At 69.0% G+C, this 21192-nt stretch carries 20 protein-coding genes; 10 read left to right on the forward strand and 10 right to left on the reverse strand.

Features of this window, described 5'->3' with window-relative positions:
• Positions 1-96: 96 nt before the first annotated feature.
• The 3 genes from J2Z30_RS43370 to J2Z30_RS43380 are packed head-to-tail and all read left to right on the forward strand — an operon-like array spanning position 97 to position 5173.
• Positions 97-2157: a hydantoinase/oxoprolinase family protein gene (locus J2Z30_RS43370; protein ID WP_044580588.1), complete on the forward strand. Its 2061-nt coding sequence runs from the start codon at positions 97-99 to the stop codon at positions 2155-2157.
• Positions 2158-2159: 2 nt separating this feature from the next.
• Positions 2160-3824 (forward strand): hydantoinase B/oxoprolinase family protein, encoded by a 1665-nt coding sequence (locus J2Z30_RS43375; RefSeq protein WP_308280255.1) that lies wholly within the window; start codon positions 2160-2162, stop codon positions 3822-3824.
• Entirely contained in the window at positions 3824-5173 is a 1350-nt protein-coding gene (locus tag J2Z30_RS43380; RefSeq protein ID WP_044580586.1) for an MFS transporter, read from the forward strand. The genes J2Z30_RS43375 and J2Z30_RS43380 overlap by 1 nt, the downstream gene beginning before the upstream one ends.
• A gap of 112 nt (positions 5174-5285) precedes the next feature.
• On the opposite strand, the gene J2Z30_RS52285 is transcribed toward J2Z30_RS43380, so the two are convergent.
• Positions 5286-7070 carry a WCX domain-containing protein gene (locus J2Z30_RS52285; protein WP_078957223.1) on the reverse strand — a complete coding sequence of 595 codons (1785 nt, stop codon included), beginning with the start codon at positions 7068-7070 and terminating at the stop codon, positions 5286-5288.
• A gap of 197 nt (positions 7071-7267) precedes the next feature.
• On the opposite strand from J2Z30_RS52285, the gene J2Z30_RS43395 reads away from it, so the two are divergent.
• Together J2Z30_RS43395 and J2Z30_RS43400 are read left to right on the forward strand one after the other, a co-directional pair.
• Positions 7268-7978 (forward strand): NIPSNAP family protein, encoded by a 711-nt coding sequence (locus tag J2Z30_RS43395; RefSeq protein WP_044582604.1) that lies wholly within the window; start codon positions 7268-7270, stop codon positions 7976-7978.
• Positions 7979-8402: 424 nt separating this feature from the next.
• Positions 8403-9092, forward strand: coding sequence for a type 1 glutamine amidotransferase domain-containing protein (locus J2Z30_RS43400; RefSeq protein ID WP_044580585.1), 690 nt, complete (start codon positions 8403-8405; stop codon positions 9090-9092).
• Positions 9093-9655: 563 nt separating this feature from the next.
• Here the strand turns inward: J2Z30_RS43400 and J2Z30_RS43405 are convergent.
• Positions 9656-10225 (reverse strand): TetR/AcrR family transcriptional regulator, encoded by a 570-nt coding sequence (locus J2Z30_RS43405; protein WP_044582603.1) that lies wholly within the window; start codon positions 10223-10225, stop codon positions 9656-9658.
• A 93-nt stretch (positions 10226-10318) separates the two neighbouring features.
• On the opposite strand from J2Z30_RS43405, the gene J2Z30_RS43410 reads away from it, so the two are divergent.
• Positions 10319-11248 carry an NADP-dependent oxidoreductase gene (locus J2Z30_RS43410; protein ID WP_044580584.1) on the forward strand — a complete coding sequence of 310 codons (930 nt, stop codon included), beginning with the start codon at positions 10319-10321 and terminating at the stop codon, positions 11246-11248.
• Between the two features lie 201 nt (positions 11249-11449).
• On the opposite strand, the gene J2Z30_RS43415 is transcribed toward J2Z30_RS43410, so the two are convergent.
• The 3 genes from J2Z30_RS43415 to J2Z30_RS43425 all read right to left on the reverse strand — a co-directional run bounded on the left by J2Z30_RS43415 (position 11450) and on the right by J2Z30_RS43425 (position 13703).
• The gene (locus tag J2Z30_RS43415; RefSeq protein ID WP_245389121.1) at positions 11450-12217 is read right to left on the reverse strand and encodes a MerR family transcriptional regulator; all 768 of its coding nucleotides are present in this window, start codon (positions 12215-12217) and stop codon (positions 11450-11452) included.
• Positions 12218-12455: 238 nt separating this feature from the next.
• A complete protein-coding gene (locus tag J2Z30_RS43420; RefSeq protein ID WP_044580583.1) occupies positions 12456-13106 on the reverse strand; it encodes a nucleotidyltransferase domain-containing protein in 651 nt (216 codons plus the stop codon).
• Between the two features lie 135 nt (positions 13107-13241).
• Positions 13242-13703 carry an Lrp/AsnC family transcriptional regulator gene (locus J2Z30_RS43425; RefSeq protein ID WP_044580582.1) on the reverse strand — a complete coding sequence of 154 codons (462 nt, stop codon included), beginning with the start codon at positions 13701-13703 and terminating at the stop codon, positions 13242-13244.
• Between the two features lie 112 nt (positions 13704-13815).
• Here J2Z30_RS43425 and J2Z30_RS43430 point away from each other — a divergent pair, with 112 nt between their 5' ends.
• From J2Z30_RS43430 to J2Z30_RS43440, 3 genes are all read left to right on the forward strand, one after another.
• Positions 13816-15270, forward strand: coding sequence for a pyridoxal phosphate-dependent decarboxylase family protein (locus tag J2Z30_RS43430; protein WP_052701966.1), 1455 nt, complete (start codon positions 13816-13818; stop codon positions 15268-15270).
• A 38-nt stretch (positions 15271-15308) separates the two neighbouring features.
• On the forward strand, positions 15309-15689 hold the full coding sequence (gene paaI / locus J2Z30_RS43435; RefSeq protein WP_044580581.1) for a hydroxyphenylacetyl-CoA thioesterase PaaI: 381 nt from the start codon (positions 15309-15311) through the stop codon (positions 15687-15689).
• Positions 15690-15881: 192 nt separating this feature from the next.
• Positions 15882-16508 carry a hypothetical protein gene (locus J2Z30_RS43440; RefSeq protein ID WP_044580580.1) on the forward strand — a complete coding sequence of 209 codons (627 nt, stop codon included), beginning with the start codon at positions 15882-15884 and terminating at the stop codon, positions 16506-16508.
• 159 nt (positions 16509-16667) lie between these two features.
• On the opposite strand, the gene J2Z30_RS43445 is transcribed toward J2Z30_RS43440, so the two are convergent.
• Complete coding sequence (locus tag J2Z30_RS43445) at positions 16668-17141, reverse strand: MarR family winged helix-turn-helix transcriptional regulator (protein WP_044580579.1); 474 nt, start codon at positions 17139-17141, stop codon at positions 16668-16670.
• Between the two features lie 93 nt (positions 17142-17234).
• On the opposite strand from J2Z30_RS43445, the gene J2Z30_RS43450 reads away from it, so the two are divergent.
• Entirely contained in the window at positions 17235-18539 is a 1305-nt protein-coding gene (locus tag J2Z30_RS43450) for an amidohydrolase family protein (protein WP_044580577.1), read from the forward strand.
• A 128-nt stretch (positions 18540-18667) separates the two neighbouring features.
• Here J2Z30_RS43450 and J2Z30_RS43455 read toward each other — a convergent pair whose 3' ends face one another.
• The 4 genes from J2Z30_RS43455 to J2Z30_RS43470 all read right to left on the reverse strand — a co-directional run bounded on the left by J2Z30_RS43455 (position 18668) and on the right by J2Z30_RS43470 (position 21165).
• Positions 18668-19063 carry a TIGR03618 family F420-dependent PPOX class oxidoreductase gene (locus J2Z30_RS43455; protein WP_044580576.1) on the reverse strand — a complete coding sequence of 132 codons (396 nt, stop codon included), beginning with the start codon at positions 19061-19063 and terminating at the stop codon, positions 18668-18670.
• A 138-nt stretch (positions 19064-19201) separates the two neighbouring features.
• The gene (locus J2Z30_RS43460) at positions 19202-19729 is read right to left on the reverse strand and encodes a hypothetical protein (RefSeq protein ID WP_044580575.1); all 528 of its coding nucleotides are present in this window, start codon (positions 19727-19729) and stop codon (positions 19202-19204) included.
• A 124-nt stretch (positions 19730-19853) separates the two neighbouring features.
• Positions 19854-20321, reverse strand: a complete 468-nt coding sequence (locus J2Z30_RS43465) for an isochorismatase family protein (RefSeq protein WP_245389099.1) — start codon at positions 20319-20321, stop codon at positions 19854-19856.
• 253 nt (positions 20322-20574) lie between these two features.
• A complete protein-coding gene (locus J2Z30_RS43470; protein WP_044580574.1) occupies positions 20575-21165 on the reverse strand; it encodes a flavodoxin family protein in 591 nt (196 codons plus the stop codon).
• Positions 21166-21192 lie beyond the last annotated feature (27 nt).

Raw genomic sequence — 21192 nt, forward strand, 5'->3', positions numbered from 1 at the left:
ACCTAGAGTGACGCCACTCTTCCGGGAACGTTCCCGGAATGAAGGTCGGGCCACCAGCATCCCGGCGCATTGGACATCTCACGAGGCAAGGCATCCATGAGCCTGAGAATCGGTGTGGACACCGGCGGCACCTTCACGGACGTGTGCGCGTATGACGAGGCGACCGGACAGATCCACGTACGCAAGGTCTCGTCCACTCCGGACGACCCCGGCCGGGCCATCGTGCGCGGACTTCACGAGCTGCTCGGCCAGATCGGCGGCCGGGACATGGCCGAGGTCGGCTATTTCGCCCACGGCACCACGGTGGGCACCAACGCGCTGCTCACCGGGCGGGGCGTGCCCACGGGCCTGATCACCACCCGGGGCTTCCGGGACCTGCTCGAACTCGGCCGCGGGCGCCGCCCGGACATGTACGACGCACAGGCCGACAAGCCCGCCCCCTTCGTGCCGCGCGATCTGCGCCTGGAGGTGACCGAGCGGGTCCGGCACGACGGCCGGGTGGAGATCCCGCTGGACCCGGCCGAGGTGCGCCAGGCCGTGCGCGTGCTGAAGGAACAGGGCGTGGCGGCCATCGCGGTCTGTCTGCTGTACTCCTACGTCCGGCCGGACCATGAGCGGAAGATCGGCGAGATCATCCGCGCCGAGATGCCCGACGCCCACATCTCGCTCTCCTGTGAGGTGCTGCCGGAGTTCCGCGAGTTCGAGCGGCTGTCCACGGTGGTCACCAACGCCTACATAGGCCCCGTGGTCGCCGACTACCTGGCACGGCTGCGCGGCACCCTGACCGCCTCGGGGCTGCGCTGCGAACCGCATGTCACCCAGTCCAACGGCGGCATCATCCCGTTCGTCACCGCCGAACGGCTGCCGGTCCGGCTGGTGCTGTCCGGGCCGAGCACCGGGGTGGTCGGCGCCGCGGCGATCTGCTCGGCGGCCGGCTTCGGCGACGTCATCACCTTCGACATGGGCGGCACCTCCTCGGATGTGTCGCTGGTGCAGAACGGCGAGCCCAAGGTCACCGCGAGTCTGGAGATCGACGGACGTCCGGTGCGCTCGCCGATGCTGGACATCCACACCGTGGGCGCGGGCGGCGGTTCCATCGCGTGGATCGACAGCGGCGGGCACCTGCGGGTCGGGCCGGCCAGTGCCGGAGCGTTCCCCGGGCCGGCCTGCTACGGCCACGGCGAGGAAGCCACCGTCACCGACGCCAATGTGGTCCTGCGGGTGCTCAACCCCGAGTATCTGCTCAACGGCCAACTCAAGATCGATCACCATGCCTCCCACCGCGCCGTGGGGCGCCTGGCGGAGCGGCTCGGTCTGTCCGTACCGGAAACCGCGCAGGGCATCATCGATGTCGTCACCGCCAACATGGCACGGGCGATCCGGGTGATCTCCGTCCACCGCGGCTATGACCCGCGCGACTACGCGCTGGTGCCGTTCGGCGGGGCCGGCCCGCTGCACGCGGCCCGGCTCGCCGCCGAGCTGGGCTGCACCACCGTCGTGGTCCCCGAGACCCCGGGCGCGCAGTCCGCGCTGGGGCTGCTGATGACCGATGTACGCAGCGACTTCATGCGCACCTGTCGGCTGCCGGTGCACCAGGGCACCGCCGATCAGCTGTCCGAGGTGCTGGACGAGCTGGTCGCGAGCGCGACGCAATGGTTCGACAGCGAGGGCATCGACCCCGCCCGCCGGAGCATCACCCGTGCCGTGGACATGCGCTACCGCGGCCAGAACTACGAACTCGGCGTGGACCTTCCGGACGACGGCCCGGTCACCGTGGACACGGTGCGCGAACTGCTGGCGGACTTCGGGGACGCGCACGACCGGATGTACGGCTACCAACTGGCGGAGGAGTCCGTCGAGGCGGTGACCTTCCGGGCACAGGCCGTGGGCGCGGTCTCCCGCGCCGAGCTGGTGCGCTCCGCCCCCCGGGGCGGCACACCCGACGAGGCCGTCACGACCCGCCGCCGAGTGCATCTGAAGGAGGCCGGCGCCGAAGTGGACTGCCCCGTGTACGACCGGGCCCGGCTCGAGGTGGGACACCGCCTCGAAGGGCCCGCGGTCATCGAGCAGATGGACAGCACCACCCTGCTGCTGCCCGGTGAGACCTGCGAAGTGGACGAACTACGCAACCTGATCATTCGAACCCGAGGGGTCTGACCGTGACGACACAGCGGGAACTGGACGGTGTGCTGGTCGAGGTCATCGGCTCGGCACTGGCGACCGTCGTGGAGGAGATGAGCGGCACCCTCGTCCGGGCCGCGTTCTCCACCAACATCAAGGAACGCCGTGACTGCACGGCCGGGCTGTTCGACACCGCGGGCAACGGAATCGCCCAGGACGAGGGCGGCTCACCACTGCACCTCGGTTCGCTGATGGGCATTGTCGGCAGCATTCTGGAACGCCACCCGGTCGAACAGATCGAGGACGGCGACGTCTTCATCGGCAACGACCCGTACAACGGTGGCGGCTCACATCTGCCGGACATCGTGCTGGCCACCCCGGTCTTCGTGGACGGCGAGCTCACCGCGTGGGCGGCCACCCTGGCACACCACGCCGACTTCGGTGACCGCGGGCACGCGCACATCTTCCAGGAGGGGCTGCGCATTCCGCCCGTGCGGCTGGTGCGCGCGGGAGTGCAGCAGGACGAGTTGCTCGCGCTGATCCTGCTCAACTGCCAGGTGCCGGACGAGCGCCGCGCGGACCTGCGTGCGCAGGCGTCGGCGAACCGGCTCGCCGTGCTGCGCTACCGCGAGCTGTGCCACCGCTATGGCCGGAACATGGTGATGCGTGCCGGGGACGAGCTGCTCAACTACACCGAGCGGCGTACCCGGGCCGCGATCACCGCCATCCCTGACGGCTCCTATCGGTTCACGGATCTTTTCGACTGCCCGGAGCTGGACGAGGAGCTGGAGCTGCGGGTGGCCGTGCGCGTAGCCGGCGACGAGGTCTTCTTCGACTTCGCGGGCAATCCGCCGCAGGTGCGGGCCAGCGTCAATGTGGTGTGGACCGCGCTCTACGCCACGGTCTACTACTCGGTCAAAAGCCTGATCGACGCCGACATCGTGCCCAATGCCGGCATGTACCGGGCCATCCATATCGATGCGCCCACTGGCTCGATCGTGAACTGCGGCTACCCCGCGGCGGTGAACGGGCGCAGCGAAACCTGCCAGCGCATCGTCGACCTGATCCATGGTGCCCTGGCAACCGCGGTCCCGGACCGGGTCACCGCGGCGAGCAATGGTGCGAACACCGGCGTGCACTTCTCCGGACACAATCCGCTGTCCGAAAAGGAGTTCGTCTACCTGGAGACCATCGGCGGCGGCTCCGGCGCGCGGGCCACCAAGGACGGGCTGGACGGAGTGCAGGTGCATATGACGAACACCTCCAATCTGCCGGTGGAGAGCCTCGAGACGGAGTACCCGTTGATCATCGAGGCGTACGAGCTGATCGACGACTCCGGCGGCGCCGGTGAGTTCCGCGGTGGCCTCGGCATCCGGCGGCGGGTTCGCGTGGAATGCGACGACGTGCACTTCTGGGTGGACACCAGCCGGCAGAAGTCCCACCCGTGGGGACTGTGCGGCGGTACGGGGGGAGCCACCGCGAACATCGTCCTCAGCGACGGCGCCCGGCCGGTCGACCACGGATACACGGTATTGCAGCCGGGCCAGACCGTGACCATCGAGACGGCGGGGGCGGGCGGCTACGGCCGTCCGGAGGATCGCAGCCCGGAGGCCATCGACCGGGACCTCGCAGCAGGCAAGATCTCCGGTCGCACCGCAGGACGCCACTACCCCGGGCACCGCACCTCCCCCAAGGAACGCTGATGGGCGCCGACATCCCCGCGAAGAGCACCCGCCGCCGGGTGTACGCATCCACCATGATCGGCAACATCGTCGAGTACTACGACTTCACGCTGTACGGCACCCTGGCGGCGGTGCTGGCCAAGCTGTTCTTCCCGTCCGACGACCCGACGGTCGCGCTCTTCTCCACCTATGTCGGGGTGTCGCTGTCCTACTTCATCCGCCCGCTCGGTGCCCTGTTCCTCGGCCCGCTCGCCGACCGCAGGGGCCGCCGGACGGTGTTGACTCTCACCATCCTGCTGATGAGCATCGGCACCGCCGGGATCGGTGTGCTGCCCACCTACGCGGCGATTGGCGCGGCCGCTCCGATCCTGCTGCTGTTCTCCCGGGTGCTCCAAGGGCTGGGCGCCAGCGTGGAGTACACCACCGCCTCCCAGTTCATGCTCGAACACGAACCGGGCAGCCGCCGCCGCAACTACCTGGCGGGCCTGATGAACGCCACCTGCTCGGTCGGCTCCCTGCTCGGCTCCGCCGTCTCCTTCGTGCTCATCGTCACCATGCCGGCGTCGGCCTTCGAGAGCTGGGGCTGGCGCATCCCGTTCCTGCTCGCCATCCCCATCGCGGCCGTCGGCTTCTACATCCGCAACAGGCTCGATGAGACACCTGAGTTCGAGGAGATGAAGCGCCAGATCGCCGCCGCCGAGACGAAGCAGGCACCGCTGAGGGACGCGGTGCGCCTCTACTGGCGCGACATGCTCAAGGCCATCGGCCTCGGCGCGGGCCAGCGCATCGGCTCGTACACCATTCAGGCGTACTTCGTCACCGCCCTGATCACTGCCGGCTTTCCCACCTCGCTGGCGCTGCTGGCCTCCATGCTCACCTATGCCGTCGGGCCACTGCCCAGCGTCTGGGGCGGCGTACTCGCGGACCGCTACGGCGCCCGGCTGCCGCTGCTGGTCGGCTACGGCCTGTTCGTGGCGCTCACCGTGCCGACTTTCATGGCCATCGACAGCGAGTCCATCGTCCTTGCCGCCATCGCCGTCGTGGTGTTCACCATCATCAACAATCTGGTGGCCGCGCCCCTGAACATCGCCTATGTACTGAGCTTTCCGCCCGAGGTGCGCTCCAGCGCGGCCGCGCTCAACTTCAACATCGGCACCTCGCTGATCGGCTCGACCGCCGGCCTGGTCGCGGTCTGGCTGCACGACCTGACCGGCGATGACATCAGCTTCGGCTGGTACATGACGGCCGCATGCGTGGTGTCCATCCTGGTCGCTCTCTTCGCCCTGCCGGCATCGGTCGACTACCGCGAGCCCGACTGGTCCAAGGCCCCCCTGGCGACGCGAAAGCCCTCACTGGAGTCCAACTCCTGAAGAGCCGGCCTTTGGGACTCTGCCGCGCGGCGCCACAGCACGGTGTGCGGCATGTCGTCCACGATGACCCGGGGCCGGCCGGAGGGCTCGGGTGCGAGCCCTTTGCCCGGGGCTACGTCAGATCGGCGAGGAGGCCGTCGAGGGCCTTGTGGAGGGCTTCGGAGTTGGCCGGGCCGAACCACGTGGTGCGGATGCGTTCGTTGTTTCCGTTCGGAGTCTCGTGGTCGGCGGCGAGTTGGTGCAGGGAGCGGGTCTCGTCGCTCAGGGCGCGGCCGACGCCCTGGAAGAGTCCGCGGATGTAGCGGTCGGCGTGGTCGGAGGCGATGCCCTGGTCGGCAGCCCACGACGTGAGCGTGGCGAGATAGGAGTAATGGGTGGTCAGCGTCCCCGTCAGTGCGGAAAAGACGTTGAAGGCCGCCTCGTCCGCGACCGGTAGCACTCCGCCCAGGCACTCGAAGAGAGGATCCACCACCGGGTGCGTCGGGTACGTCACCGTGACGGAGCGGCGTTCGCGTATGGCGGGCAGGGGGATGGCCCGTACCAGCGGGGCGTCGGTGGCCAGGGTCCGGCGCAGCTCGTCGTTGGCGACGCCGGCCATCACGTTGACCACGATCTTGTCGTCGTCCACCCTCAGGCCGGCGAGTGCTCCGTGCCGGTCCTGACGGCGTACGGCGATGATCACCAACTCCGAGCGGTCCACCACCTCCTGGTTGTCGGCACAGACCTGTACGCCCTCGTAGCGCGCGGACAGCTCCGCGGCCGTACGGGCTCCCCGGGGGGAGAGGAACACCTCCGGCGACTTGTCGCCCCCGTCGCACAGGCCCGTCACGATGGCCCGGCCGATCTCGCCCGCTCCGATGATGCCGATGCGCTTCACTGTTTCTTCCTCCATGGTGCGTGGTGGTCGTGGACCATGTTGGTCTTGGAGTCCGTAGGCGCGGGCGAGTGCGCCCACGGTGGCGGTCATGGCCTGGCGCAGTTCGGCCGGTGCGAGGACCTCGATGTCGATACCCAGCCGCAGCAGCTCGCCGCAGGCGTGGTCGGTGCTCTCGGTCGGGATGACGGCCTCGACCCATCCGTCGTCGCCGACGGGGACCGCGGTGGAGTCTACTGCCCGCACCACCTCCGGGGGGACGTTGTCCGGCAGGCGCCGTCGTCCCCGCGGAGAGAGGCGGATGGTGGCGGTGCCGGTCCAGCGGCGGGCATGGAAATCCTCAAGGTAGGAGGTCCAGTACGCGCCCAGGTCGAATCCCTGCGGCCGGTCGAACCGCTCCTCGCTCAGCACCGCTTCGAGGACCTGGGCGACCCGGTAGGTGGCGATCCTGCTCCCCCCGGCGGCCACGAGATACCAGACACCGGATTTGAGCACCAGACCGTAAGGGCACAGGCGGCGGCCGACCTCCTGCGGTGCGCGCCAGCGGCGGTAGCGCACGTCCACCGCGCGTCCGGTGAGCAGCGCGTCCACGAACAAGGGCAGGAGCGGGGTCGGTTCGGGTTCCCGGTACCAGGCGGGGGCATCCAGGTGGAAGACCGCCGCGGTCCGCGCCGCCTCCTCGCGCAGCCCGGCCGGCAGCGCGGCCAGGAGCTTCAGCCGTGCCGCCGTCACCTCCGCCGTGAGGCCCAGGTCGGCGGCGGGGCCGGGCAGTGAGGCGAAGAACAGTGCCCGTGCCTCGCCCTCGCTCATTCCGGTCAGGCGGGTGCGATAGCCCTCGAGCAGTTGATAGCCGCCCCCACGGCCCGGCTCGGCGTAGACCGGGATCCCGGCGGCCTGCAGGCGCACCAGGTCACGGTAGGCGGTCCGCACGGACACCCCCAGCTCTCCGGCGATGGCGCGTGCGGAGAGACGGCCACGGGATTGCAGCAACAACATCAGCGACAGCAACCGGCCAGCGGACATGGACGCCATTCTCCCCGGAAAACCCTGACAGCAGGTGGCACACCGGTCCCCTAGCGTCCATACACGTCCGGCTGCCACCGAACCAGCCGGACGTGACACACCCTGGAGAAGAGCACCCGGACGGGAGTTTCACCGTGTCCCACACCCACACCCACACCCCCACCCACGCCGACGCCGACGCCGACCGTCAGCCTGCTGTGATCGAGCTCCGCCAGTACACGCTGCGTCCCGGCCGGCGTGAGGAACTCATCGAACTCTTCGACCGGGAATTCATCGAGACCCAGGAAGAGACCGGAATGGTCGTACTCGGCCAGTTCCGCGACCTCGACGACCCGGACCGCTTCGTCTGGCTGCGCGGGTTCCAGGACATGACGGTACGACACCATGCGCTTGCAGCCTTCTACGACGGACCCGTCTGGGCCGAACACGGCCCCCGAGCCAACGCCACCATGACCGACTCCGACGACGTCCTGCTGCTGCGGCCCCTGACCGCCGGGAGCGGCTTCACCGTCCGCCCCTCACACCGGCCCCGACCCGGGGCACCGGCACCGGCACCGGAGGAGTTCATCTCCGCCACCGTATGGTCCTTCCCTCCCGGAGAGCCCGAGGGCATCACGCTCATCCGCAACGGCCTCCTGCCCCTCCTCCACGAAACAGGACCCGCACCACTGGCCGCCCTGACCACCGAGACCGCGCACAACACCTTCGCCAGGCTGCCGGTCCGCACCGCGGAAAACGTCGCCGCCGTCTTCACCTCCTACCCCGACGAACACGCGCATCAGCGGCACCTCGCCGAGATACAGGCCCACCCCCGCACCCGGGAAATCCTCACGGGCATTGAGAGAGAACAGACAGCAGCTCCCCGGACACTGAGACTGGCACCCACACACCGCTCACTCATCCCCTGACCCAGCAAAACCCGCAGCCGGCCCCGGACGCCCCCGGCTCGGTCCGGAGCGCCAGGCGGGTGCCGGTCTCGACCCACTCCCCCGCCTCGCGGAAACCCGCATCCTCGCGTCGTGTGCGCGGACCGGCGCGGCGGACCGCTCGCGCGGGCCGTAGAACCAACGCAATGCCGACGGAGTCGGAGGCTCCCCCAGTCAGCCGGAGTGGTGTTCCATCCGATGGCGCCAGCGCCCCTCGCTGTCCGTTCTCTCACGCCGGAATGCCGAAGACCGGTCATGTCCGACCCTGGAGGTAGGTGCAGGTCAGCTGCGGCTTTACGTGCCTACGGCCACCGCGGGTGCGGCGGACCACCGCTCGCTCATACCATGCCTTAAAGGAGATATATGCGCTAAACGTATTGAATACGGACAGGAAGGCGGTTGCGCGATGGCCAAGATACTTTTCGTGATGACCGGCACGCCGTACTGGACGCTCAAGGACGGCACCAGGTACGCGACCGGATACTGGGCCGAGGAGTTCGCCGCCCCCTACAAGGCCCTCACCGAGGCGGGCCACGAGATCACCGTCGCCACCCCCGGCGGGGCCGTTCCAACGGTGGACATGATGAGCCTGCGGCCCGATATGGCGGGCAGCGCGCAGATCGCACTCGATCTGGAGGCGATCATCCGCTCCGCGGAGGTGATGCGGCGCCCGATCCACCTCGCCGACGTCCGGCTGGACGACTACGACGCCGTCTACTTCCCCGGCGGCCACGGCCCCATGGAAGACCTGAGCGCCGACGCCGACGCCGGCCGCCTGCTGACGGCGGCCCTGCCCTCCGGCAAACCCCTCGCCATCGTCTGCCACGCCCCGGCAGCGATGCTGGCGACCAGGATTCACGGGAAATCGCCATTCGCCGGCTACCGGGTCACCGGCTTCACCAACGAGGAAGAGGAGGAAGTCGGCCTCGCCAAGAGGGCCCGCTGGACACTGGAGACCGAGCTCATCGAACTCGGCGTCGACTTCACCAAGGGCGAGAAATGGAAGCCCTACACCGTAGTCGACCGCAACCTGTACACCGGACAGAACCCCGCATCGGCATCCCACCTGGCCGAACGCCTCCTCAAAGCCCTCTGAACGGAACCACACAATGCCCCCACCCGCCCCGCCGCCTACCGCCGCCGAGGGAGGACCCCCATCCCCCGGTCACAACCGGCGGCTGATACCGCGACAAACGGAACGAGCCGGGCTGCTACCGGTTTTCCACCGCCAGCCGGCCGGCCAGTCCCAGCATCGCCGCCCCGGTCAGCGCGTCAAGCAGCCTTCGGATCCGCTGAGTCAGCCCCATCCACCTCAGCCGCCCCCCCCGAGGGCCGCGTGGAAGCGCTGATCGCCGGACGCGGACCATGGCGTAACCCGTTACGCAGGATCCACAACTGATTGGCTCCGGGCGTAGCAGCAAGCAAGACCGCCGACGGGAAGAACGCCGCCCACTCGATATGGGAAACCATGAACGCGCAGGTACCCCAGTCGCCAGATCCGCAACAGACTGGCTGACAAGTTGAGCCAGGCTCTCTGCCTGGCATCGGCAGGAGGTCGTCCGTCGATCCGGGCGGCCGCGGCGGCTGGAGACAGCGCAGGAGCACGGAGATTCCAAGGGCCGAGCGCCGCCCCCCGTTCACTGCACCGCTCCGTCCGCGTCAGCACAGGGTGCTGGCTGCCCGCACATCGCGGAGGGCACGCCGCGCGACGTCACCGAAGTCGTCGCCGTCAGTCGTGTCAGTCCAGCGCTCATAGGCGAATTTCAACGCGAGCGCACCCAGTTCCGCGGCCACGCACGAGGTCAGTTCGGGAACGCCGCGCCGCTTGAGTGCGTCGGTCATCGATGCGGTGAGGCCGAGGCCCTTCAGCGCCTCGCGTTCCCGCAGTTCCGGGTTGGCGGCGATCACTGCCCGCCTGCGGGCACTCCATTCGCGGCGAGCGGGGTGGAACGCGTCCCTCCCGACCGCGTCCAGAGCATGAGCCACCGCCTCGAACGGCTCGGCGGTCGCCGGAGCCGCGGCGATCCCCTCGGCGAGCAGTCCGGCCATCGTGCCCCCGCCGAAGAGCACTTCCCGCTTGTCCTGGAAGTGGCGGAAGAAAGTGCTCTTCGTCAGCCCCGCGCGCTCCGCGATCTCGATCACCGTCGTGTTCTCGTAGCCCCGCTCCTCGAACAGTTCGAGGGCGGCGACAGCGAGTCGCTCGGGTGCGTTGGGTTGCCAGCGGGCCATGACGACAGTGTACGGCACTTGGTCCCGTCACCTATGTATAGCGACGGGACCAAGTCCCATCACGGGTTTGTTCGCTCAACTGGAGGTCCACCCATGAGCCGAGCCGTCATCTATCAGGCGTTCGGAGGCCCCGAGGTGCTGGAACTGCGAGACGTTTCGGAGCCGCACGCCGGCTTGGGCGAGGTGCGTGTCCGCGTAGCAGCCGTCGGACTGAATCCCATGGACTGGCTCCTTGCCTCTCTGCCCGAAGTGGCGGATCAGTTCGGCGTCACCGTGCCATCCGGCTTCGGATGCGACTTCGCCGGCGTTGTGGACGAGGTCGGCGGTGGCGCCACGGGTTTTGCCGTGGGCGATCGCGTCTACGGAGGCGCGGTGGGCAGAGCCGCCGCCGATTTCGTGGTGGTCAAGACGTCCACCGAGGCGTCCGATGCGCTCTTTCACACGCCGGAGGGCATCAGCGACGAGGTGGCGAGCACGCTTCCGGTGGCCGGTCTGACCGCCGCCGCCGCTCTGGCGGCGATCGACCTGCGGTCCGGCGACACCGTCCTGATAGGCGGCGCCGCCGGCGGTGTAGGCGTGTTTGCCGTACAGCTCGCGAAGCGCGCCGGAGCCAGAGTGATCGGTACCGCATCGGAGAGCACCTTCGAGTTCCTGCGGCAGCTGGGTGCCGAGCCCATGGCATACGGCCCGGGGCTCGCGGACCGGGTACGGACACTGGCTCCCGATGGCGTGACCGCCGCGACCGACCTGTTCGGCACCGAGACGGCCGAGACCGCGCTCGCGCTCGGCGTACCGCCAAAGCGGATTTCCACGATCGCCGCAGGACCCAACCCTCCCGGCGGCGTGCGCGCGACCGGCGGCACCGACGCGGGGCCGGACGCCCTGAAGCGCATCACCGACGGGATCCTCGCCGGCAGGATCACCGTGCCGATCGCCGCGACCTTCCCGATCGAGCAGATCCGTGACGCCGTGACGCTGCAGGCCGGACGCCACGTCCACGGCAAGATCGTGGTCACGGTGTGACCACGTCCCCGCTGAGCGGCCGCACCATGCCCCGTCCAGGGCGCCGATTCCCGCACTGACCCCGCTCCCGCATGGCTTCGCTGAATCGTGGATTTTCCCGACCCGTACGGCGTCGGCACCCCGACCCACTCAGTTCGGCGGGTCCGGGCAACCCCGGGCCCGCCGAAGTACGGCCAGGAGCGCACCACCCGTCGGGGACGGTCAGGCGGCCGGGCCGAACAGCTCGGCGAGCAGGTCGGCCGCGTCTGCCGGGGCGCGGACTTCCAGGTGGAGGACCCGGCCGTCGAGGCGGAGGCGGAAGTCGAAGAAGGGGCAGCACCGCTGCTCGGCCGCGGCGAGACCGGCGACGGTGACCGTTCGGTCGGCGGGCAGGGTCAACCGCAGCCCGCCGGGGACCGGTGTGCGCTCGGCGCCCTCGACGGCGGTGCGCCAGGAGGCGGCGCGCTCGGCCATCTGGCCACCGGTCAGGGAGCAGGCGACGGGGGCGCCGCGCCACCGTTCGGTTTCCTGCTCGGGGACCTGGCGGCTGGCTTCGAGCGCCTCCTCCACCGCAGTGGCCGCCGGGCGGGGCGAGTTCAGGAAGCCGCAGTGTCGGTCGCATGGCTGGTCGCGGTCGGGCAGCGTTTCCAGGTGCTCCAGCACGGCGTGCAGCGAGGCGGTGAGGGACGACAGTTCGGCGATGCGCTGCTGGGCGTCGTCCAGGCGGGCGGTGATCCGGGGCTCGAGGTCGGCTTTGACCTCCTTGCAGGCACCGGATTCCCAAACGGCGAGCAATTCGGCGATCTCCTGCAACGGCAGGCCGAGGTGCTTGGCCGCGCCGATGAACGTCAGCCGCGCGACCGCGTCCTCGCCGTACAGGCGGTATCCGGCCGGACTCCGTCCGGCCGGCAGCAGTCCCGCGTCGTCATAGAAGCGCAACGTGGTGGCCGGGAAGCCAGTGCGCTCGGCAAGCTGAGAGATCCGCATCATGCTCACAGCCCCCGAACGTAAACCTTCGACCCGACCCGAAGGTCAAGCCCGGAAGGACAGCCGGTACCCGCCACGTGTGTCGAGAGCGCCGGCGGATTCAGGCCGCACCTGTCTGTCGCCTTCTCGGGCGCCTGCCGGGGCTACACCGGCGGCCCGTCCGGGGTGCGCAGGCGATCGATCGACGGCTGCCCGGCAGATCCTGGACACTCGGGCAACCGCACGAGGCGTTGAAGGCGCGTCAGGCGCTGCTGCCGCCGAGGTGCCGGGCTGCGAGCTCGATGACCTGGGCGGCCAGGTCCGTCAAGGCGGAATCGCGCAGTGCGGCGGCGTGCGCGAGTCGGGTCACGTCGGCTGCCCAGTCGCCGGTGGCCCGGTCATCCTCGCTGATCCGGGCGAACCCCCGGTCCAGCAGACCGCGGGCCTCGTCCTCCCTCTTCCGGGCAGCCGCTTTGACTGCGCCGACGGCATTGGCCAGGGCGCTGGCCGGCCGCGACCACTCGTCTTCACGGGCGCGTGCTGCCGGGTTCCCCGCGTCGTAGAGCGGGTCATCCGCGACCGATGCGGTGCGGACGTCCAGATCAAGCCGCCAGAACAGCGGCACCCCTGCGAAGCGGGCGAACAGCAGGCGCCGGCGATCGGAGCGGTGGAAGTCCGGGTCACTGCGCACGCTGTCCAACGGCCGGACCTCTCCCAGCGCCTCCACCCCACGAGCCAGGCAGTCCGGGAACCGCGCGTCCGGCACCACCCACGCGATATCGATGTCGCTGAAGGAGTCCGCCTTCCCTGATGCCAGCGAGCCGGTCGGCTCCGCACTCGACCCCGGGCAACATCTCTTCAGCGCGGTACACACCTCAGCGGCCAGGGCGGCACGATCGGTCTCTCTCGCCATGACGCACACCGTAGTCCGCCCCCCGCGTCACACCAATCCGTCGGTGAGGCGGCTGTCCGGGGCTGCCCGTGGTCGTTGGGGACGAAGCGGGCCAGGTCGCCGGCCGGGGCGGGGCACAGCGCGGGCAGGGAAGTCTCACGGTGAGGGTATGGGCAGCCCTGGGGTGCTCTTGATCGTCTTCATGGTGAACTGCGAGTTGGTTCGGGCCACCCCCGGCAGACCGGTGAGTTCGGCCATGTAGAAGCGCTCGTAGGTCTGGAGGTCGGGTACGGCGACCCATAGCAGGTAGTCGGGCTGGCCGAACAGCCGCAAGCAGTGCACCACCTCGTCGAGCTCGGCGACTGCGGCTTCGAACGCCTCGATGGTGCCTCTGTCCTGCACCGCCATCTCGACGTGCAGCAGCACGTGGAACCCGCGGCCTACGGCGGCAGGGTCGGCCGCCGCGTGGTAGCCGGTGATCACGCCGCTGCTTTCGAGTTGCCGCACCCGGCGCAGGCACGGAGAAGGGGACAGGCCCACGAGGTCGGCCAGCTCGGTGTTCGCGAGGCGCCCGTTCTCCATCAAGTGCGCGAGAATTGCTCGATCCGTCTTATCCATAGCATTCCATGCTAACGACTGCGACTATTGAGGGCATCTTTGGCATCCCGTGCGGCAGGGTCGTGGCTAGCATGCCCCTATCAACGCGCCCACCACGTACCCGGAGACGCTGATGCCCGACAAGCCGATACTCGGACTGGACAAGGACGACAGAGAGACGGCAGACCGACTCCTGGCCGCGTTCTTCGACGACTACGAGCAGTCCATTGCCCAGCGTCCCCTCGTGCCCGAGGTGGACCGCGAGGTTCTCGCCGACCTGCTGGCGACGCCGTTCCCCGACAAGGGCATCGGAGTGGAGGGACTCTTCCGCGAGATCAACCAGAAGATCCTCCCGAACTCGACCACAGTGGCCCATCCGCGGTTCCTCGCCTACGTGCTCGGCCCGCCCAACGGCATCGCGCCATACGCTGAGGCGATCGCCGCCACCATCAACCAGAACTGCAACTTCTGGCAGCTCTCGCCGGCCGCGAGCGTGGTCGAGCGCGCCGTCATCACCTGGCTGTGCGGGCTGTTCGGTTACGGTGATCAGGCGGGCGGGATCCTCACCGGAGGCGGTTCGATCGCCACCCTCAACGCCCTTACCACCGCCCTGCACGCCCGCCGCCCCCGCTTCCGCGAGCAGGGCCTGCAGACGGCCGGTTCCCAGCTGGTGGTGTACACCTCCGCTGAAGCACACCGGTGTGTCGACAAGGCCGCCGCCATCCTGGGCATCGGCCTGAACAACGTCCGCCATATCCCCACCGACGACCGGTACCGCATGCGCGTCGACGTCCTGGAGGAGACCATCCGCGCTGATCGGGCAGCCGGGCTGGAGCCGTTCTGCGCCGTCGCCACCCCGGGAACGGTCACCAGCGGCTCCATCGATCCGATCGCCGACATAGCGGATGTGTGCACGCGCCAGGATCTGTGGCTGCACCTTGACGGCGCATACGGCGCGCTGTTCGTGCTGTCCGAACGCAAACGTGAGGCCTTCGCGGCGTGCGCTCGAGCGGACTCCATCGCCCTCGACCCGCACAAGCTGCTGTTCGCCCCCCTGGAGGCGGGCTGTCTACTGGTACGCGACCGCACCCAGCTGGCGCAGGCCTACGCCTTCTCTTCCTCGTACCTCACCGTGGCAGAAGACCCCCTGATGGTCGATTACATGGACTACGGACCCCAACTGTCCCGCGGCTTCAAGGCGCTCAAGGTATGGAGCGCCCTGCAGTCCTTCGGCGTCGACGCCTTCCGGGCCGCGATAGACCATATGCTCGACCTCGCCCGGTACATGGCCGACCTCATCGAGGCAGCTCCGGATCTGGAGCTCATGGCGCCCGTACCGCTGACAGCCGTCTGCTTCCGGATCAAGGGCGCCACCGAGGCCGACCACACCGCCGTACTCGCCACACTGATCGAGGAAGGCACCGCGCTCCTCGGCCCGGCACGCCTCGACGGCCGCCACGGCATACGGGCCTGTGTCACCAACCACCGCACCACCCGCAACGACATTGAACTGATCCTCACACGCCTGTCCGACATCGCCCGCCACCACCGTGGGCCGGTCGGCGACGCCTTGGAGGTGGCCCTGTGAGAGGCGATCCGGCCCCGGAAACCGACCCGGCACGTGCGATGTTCGCCACCGACTGGGCCTCTCAGGGCATGGGCATGGAACTCCTGGAGACGGGGGACGGCTCTGCCCTTGTCCGGATGACCGTGACAGCGGCCATGATCAACGGCCACGGTATCGCCCACGGCGGTTACATCTTCGCGCTCGCCGACACAGCGTTCGCCTGTGCCTGCAACAGCCACGGCCCCGTCACCGTCGCGGCAGGCGCCGACATCGCGTTCACCGCCCCCGTCGAGGAAGGCGACGTCCTGACAGCATCCGCCGGTGAACGCACCCGATTCGGCCGCAGCGGAATCTACGACGTGACCGTTCTACGGGGTGCGACAGTCATCGCCGAGTTTCGCGGGCGCAGCCGCGTCATCGAGAAGGCCCCGGAACAGTGACCGGAAATCGGGAAACGGGTGGGCGCAGTGCTCGGCGGAGCCCCTCGATCACAAGAGGGATGCGGTGGACGACGGACGCGTCACCTGCACACGTGTACACACCTGTCCGCTGAAGTCAGTAACCGCGTAGCCGTCGCGCAGAGGTACCATCCACCACCAACATGAAAAGGCGCCCAGACGAAGGAGCTTGTGATGGCCACCTCTGCCGACAACACCAGCCTCAAAACCCAGTACACGGCACAGATCACCGCCGACCTCGAACGCAACGCAGCCGAACACGAACGCCTCAGCGCCGACATCGCGACGATGCAAGGACAACTGTCGGCGTTGGAGAACAACCGGGCGCTCCTGCTCAGCATGCGGCAGACCCTCGACACCGAGGCCACCGGTGACGCACCGGACGACACCGGCGTCAGCGGTTTGCAGAACGGCTCGTCCCCCACACGGAAGTCCGCGCCGCTGTCGGCACGCAAGCCGAAGAAGAAGCCCGACACGACCAGCGGAAAGAGGAAAGAGGCGGAGTCCGGCAGGAGCCGGACCAAGCGGGCGCGAGAGGGTGTGCCCACGCTCGGGGACCTCCTCCGCGACGACCTCACCCAGCACGGTGAACCGCGCTCCGCGGCCGAAATCACCGCCGCCCTCACCCAAGTCCTCCCGGACCGCGAGATCAAGGCCACAGTCGTGCGCAGCACCCTCGAGTCACTCGTCGCCAAGGGCCAAGCACACCGCACCAAGCAGCAGAGGTCGGTCTACTACTCGGCTGCCGCCCCGGAAGCGGCCGCTGGTACGGCCGACCCCAGCGATGCGACCGCCTCCTGAGAAGCCTCGACACGATCCGGCGTGGCTGTCCGGCCGTCACCGCCCATGTTGACGGCTTTCTTGTGAAGGTGCGTCGCATGCGTGACGGACCTCTGTGGCTGATGGCCGTCGGTCTCCGATGGCCGTCTGTCTCCGATGGCCGTCTGTCTCCGATGGCCGTCAGGCGGAGACGTCGCCGTGCGATTCGATGCGCTCGATCGTCTGCTCGCTCCATGCCCGGATGGCATCGGCCTGCCGCGGAGTGAGCGTGTCGAAGAAGTGGCGGCGGATGTTGCCGGCGTGCCCGATGATGGCACTCTGCACGGCACTACGCCCCTCGGCGGTCAGCTTGATCCCGGTACGGCGGCCGTGGGCGCCGCTTTCGGTCCGTGCCACGAAACCGCGCTTCTCCATGCGGGTCAGCTGGTGCGAGACTCGGCTCTTCTCCCAGCCGAGCGACTCGGAGAGCTCGCCGACGCGCAGCTCGGGCCCGGCCGCGCGCCACAAGGTCATCAGCACGCTGAACTCGGCCTTCGAGATGCCGAACTCACGCTGGAGGGCACGGTCGAGCTCCTGGGCGAGCAGCCGCTGCGCGCGCGTCCAAGCGCCCCAGAGCTCCCACTCCTCGGGGTCCAGGTCGCGGGTCTCCGTCATGGCGGAAATCCTACCCGCCGGAGCCCACACAGTTGACGCATCAACACCATCGCCTAGAGTTGATGCGTCAACTGCGTGAGAGGAGCTCACCCGATGAGGACATTGGTACGCGGCGGCATGGTGGTCAGCATGGACCCGGCCGTCGGCAATCTCCCGCAGGGGGACCTGCTCATCGAGGACGGCCGGATCGCGGCGGTCGCCGCCGACGTGGACACGGCCGACTCGGAGGTCGTCGACGCCCGCGGCAAGATCGTGATGCCCGGTTTCGTCGACACCCACCGGCACACCTGGCAGACCGCCTTCCGTGGCATCGGCGCCAACTGGACATTCCGCGAGTACGGCGTCGCCATGCACGGCACGCTCCGGCCGCACTACCGGCCGGAGGACGTGTACCTGGGCAACCTGCTGGGCCGGATCGAGGCACTGAGCTCGGGCGTCACGACCATGCTCGACTGGTTCCACTGCTCCGACCGCCCGGAGAACGCCGACGCCGCGATCCAGGCGCTGCGTGACGCGCCCGGCCACTCGGTGTTCTGCTACGGCGCGGGCGTGGCCGACGAGTCGATCGCCACCGAGGTCAAGCGGGTACGGTCCCAACTGCCGGACGAGGGCATGGCGTTGGGGCTGCGCGGTCCGCAGCGGTCCTCGATGGACACTACCGCCGCCGATGTCGCGCTGGCACGGGAACTCGGGCTGCGGGTGAGCGTCCACGTACACGCCGCCACGGGCTGGCCCAGCGGTGACCGCCCCATCGCGGACATGCGTGACCGCGGACTGCTCGACGACCGCACGACCTTCGTACACGGCAACGGCATCTCCGACGACCAGGTGGCGATGATGGCCGACGCGGGCTGCTCCGTGTCGATCAGCCCGGACGTCGAGCTGAAGATGGGCTTCGGCTGGCCCGAGACCGGCCGCATGCTGGCCGCCGGAATCCGCCCGTCACTGTCCGTCGACGACTGCCCGTCCGCCGGTGGCGACATGTTCGCCACCATGCGCACGGCGTTCTCCGTCCAGCGTGGTCTGAACGGCGGCCTCACGGCGCGGGACTTCGTCGAATTCGCCACGGTGGACGGCGCCCGCACGTGTGGACTCGACGCCCGGACGGGCAGCCTCAGCGTCGGCAAGGACGCCGACTTCATCCTCCTCGACGCCGAGGACCTCACGGTCTTCCCGGTCACAGATCCCATCGGCACGGTCGTCTCCGCCGGTCACCCCGGGCTGGTGGACAGCGTCTTCATCGCCGGAAAGCCGGTCAAGCGAAACGGCCGGCTGCTCGACGCCGACCTGCCGGCGTTGCGCACCCGGCTGCTGGAGTCCCGCGCCCGGGTTGCCGAAGCCGCGGGCGTGACGCTCGACGGGTCCTGGGCACCGACCGCCGGCGCGCCGAGGCGTTGATCAGTCGGCGGGCGAAGCGGCCTGCAGACGCACGCGGACGAACTCGGCGGCCCCGACGGTCTCCGGGAAGCACAAGAGGCACGGGATGAATCCTGGTCGGAGCTGGAAATCCCGCCGCGCCGGCTGACTCAAGCACGCGGAGTGTGCAACTTGTCGACGCTGATGAAGAGCAACACACGCTTCTGTGCCCGGCCACCAAACCACGGGTACGGTCGCCCCAGATACTTGTGCGCCACCTCGTTGATGTGCTCCTCGGCGCCCTCCGTCGTGGAGCGCACGACTCGGCCGCGGACCGCCCAGTAACGCGCTGGCGCGGCCGGGTCCGCGATGGCGACGGCGACTCGCGGGTCACGCTCGATGTTCCGCGTCTTCTGATGGGTGGCCACCGTATTGACGATGATGTTCTGCCCGTCGGTGTCGACCCAGGTCTCGGTGATCTGGGGCGAACCGTCGGGCATGAGGGTCGTCAGGAAACAGATGGCCGGTGTGTGCAGTACATCGACCAGATCATTCGGCAGTGGCACGGCTGGCAACCTTCTCATCCGACGTTGTTGATGGGACCCTATAAGGGCGATCGACAACCCTTTCCTCCGGCCGTTCAAGGCCCCTCGACTGAGCACGACAGACGTGGCGCCGCGGGCGGGCGGATCGCTGCCTTTCGTTCAGTCCCCCGAGTATCCGAAGATTCCCACGTGGCTGGGTTCGCCGTCGGTGTAGAGGATGACGTACAAGCCGGTCCACCGCATCCGGCACTCGTCGGTCAGCACCTGGTCGAGGTTCGGCTGGATCGACCCGTCCCTGTTGCGGGCGAGCAGTTCCTGGAACTGGGCAGGCGTCGGCCGGTCGGTGCCGAAGTGATGCCGTATGCGCTCGTGCCGGAGTGGCCGTAGCGTCCCGGAGTCGTCGGGATCGTACGGGTCGGGTGCCTCGGCCGTGTGGACCACCTCGCCGATGTCGAGGATCGTGTGTGTGCCCTCGTCCCAGAACTCATCGGTTTCCTTGGCCGCGTCGAGCTCGTCCAACGACGACGGTCGCGGCAACGACTCGTCGCCCGCGACGCCGTATTCGGCCCGGGTTTCCCAGGGCCAGATGTAGTCGCCGCTCGCCAGGACTTGCTTCTGCACCGCGACCAACGTCGCCTCGACACCGCCCTGGTACCGAGTCAGGTAGTCCCAGCCGCTCGCGCCCATCGCCAGCCTCCCGTGGTGGGTGTGTGAACGCCCGCCACCGTAGTGGTGCGGTCCGACAACGGGGCTCGAGACCGCCACCTCTCGGACAGCGGGCGGCAGCGGCCGTCCGCGCCCAGGTGGCTCTCTAGGCCCGGTAGGCGGCGGAGACCTGGCCTGCCAGGACGGCGAACGGCATGTCGAGGGCGGCGTAGAGGGCGCCGGATTGAGCGGCGGCGTTGTCGGCCAGAGCCTCCACCATGAGAGTGGCGTAGTCGCTGACGATGACGCCCGCCTGCTGCATGCGCAGCAGCCCGGCCTCCCGCTTGGCCTGACTGAAGGTGCCCGAAGCATCCACGGCGACGTACGCGTCGTATCCGGCGGCCGTGGCAGCGATCGCGGGCAGCGCCGCGCATACCTCGAGCGACACGCCAGCGAAGATCAGCTTCTTCCGGCCGGTGGCCTCAATGGCCTCGCGGACCCGGCCGTCGTGCCAGGCGTTGACCGTACTGCGGTCGATGATCTCCTGCCCCGGCAGCGCCTGGACCAGTTTCAGGCGCGGTCGGCCCCCACATGCTGTCGGCCGCGGTGGTGGTGACGACCAGCGGGATGTCAAGTACGGTCGCCGCGCGTGCCAGCGCCAGGACAGGGCGTGTCATCCGGAACCCGGACGACAACACCCGAGCCCACCAGCGGCGATCAAATCCGCGGGCCACACGGCACCATGACGGATGCCGCCCCCTTGCTGCCTGGCAGCAAGGGGGCGGCATCCGGGCGTCGGGCCGGTCCGCGGGCCAGGACGGTGTGCGGACAGCGCATACGAGAACGGCCCGGGATCGGTTCGGGATCGGTTCGGGCCCGCAGCCCGTCTACGCGGCGACGCTCCCGCGCGCGAACACCTTTGCCGTCTCGGTCACCCGGCGTCCCAAGTGTCCGGCCGTGGCCACGTCGGCCTTGTGCACGGCTTCCGGACCCTCGTCGCTGTTGGTCTGGGCGGCCGCGCCCGCGAAGACGCCGAGGCGGTTGAGGTCGTGCTCGGATGCCGTGCTGCTGTTCCAGCCGGGGTGCAGACCGAGGTTGACCCAGTGCATACCGTGCTGACCGGCGAGGATCTGGAAGAACTGCAGGGTGTGCAGCTTGTCGCCGCTCTTCGAGGCGGAGTTGGTGAAGCCGGCCGCCAGCTTGTCCTTCCAGGCCAGTTGGAACCAGCGCTTGGAGGACGCCTCGGCGAACACATGGAAGGCGCCGGACGCGGTGCCCATATAGGTGGGCGAACCGAAGACGATCGCGTCGGAGCGGTCCAGCGTCTCCCACTGTTCGTCGGTGATCTCGTCCACCTTGATCAGGTGCACCTCGGCGCCGGCCTCGGCGGCGCCGGCGCGGACGGCCTCGGCGATCACGGCGGTGTGGCCGTAGCCGGAGTGGTACGCGATGGACACTACGGGGGCGGGGGTGGTCACGATGAATTACTCCTCTGGGGGCATTCG

Origin of the sequence: Streptomyces iranensis (assembly GCF_017874715.1) — a bacterium.
In the GTDB taxonomy this organism is placed as follows: Bacteria; Actinomycetota; Actinomycetes; order Streptomycetales; family Streptomycetaceae; genus Streptomyces; species Streptomyces iranensis.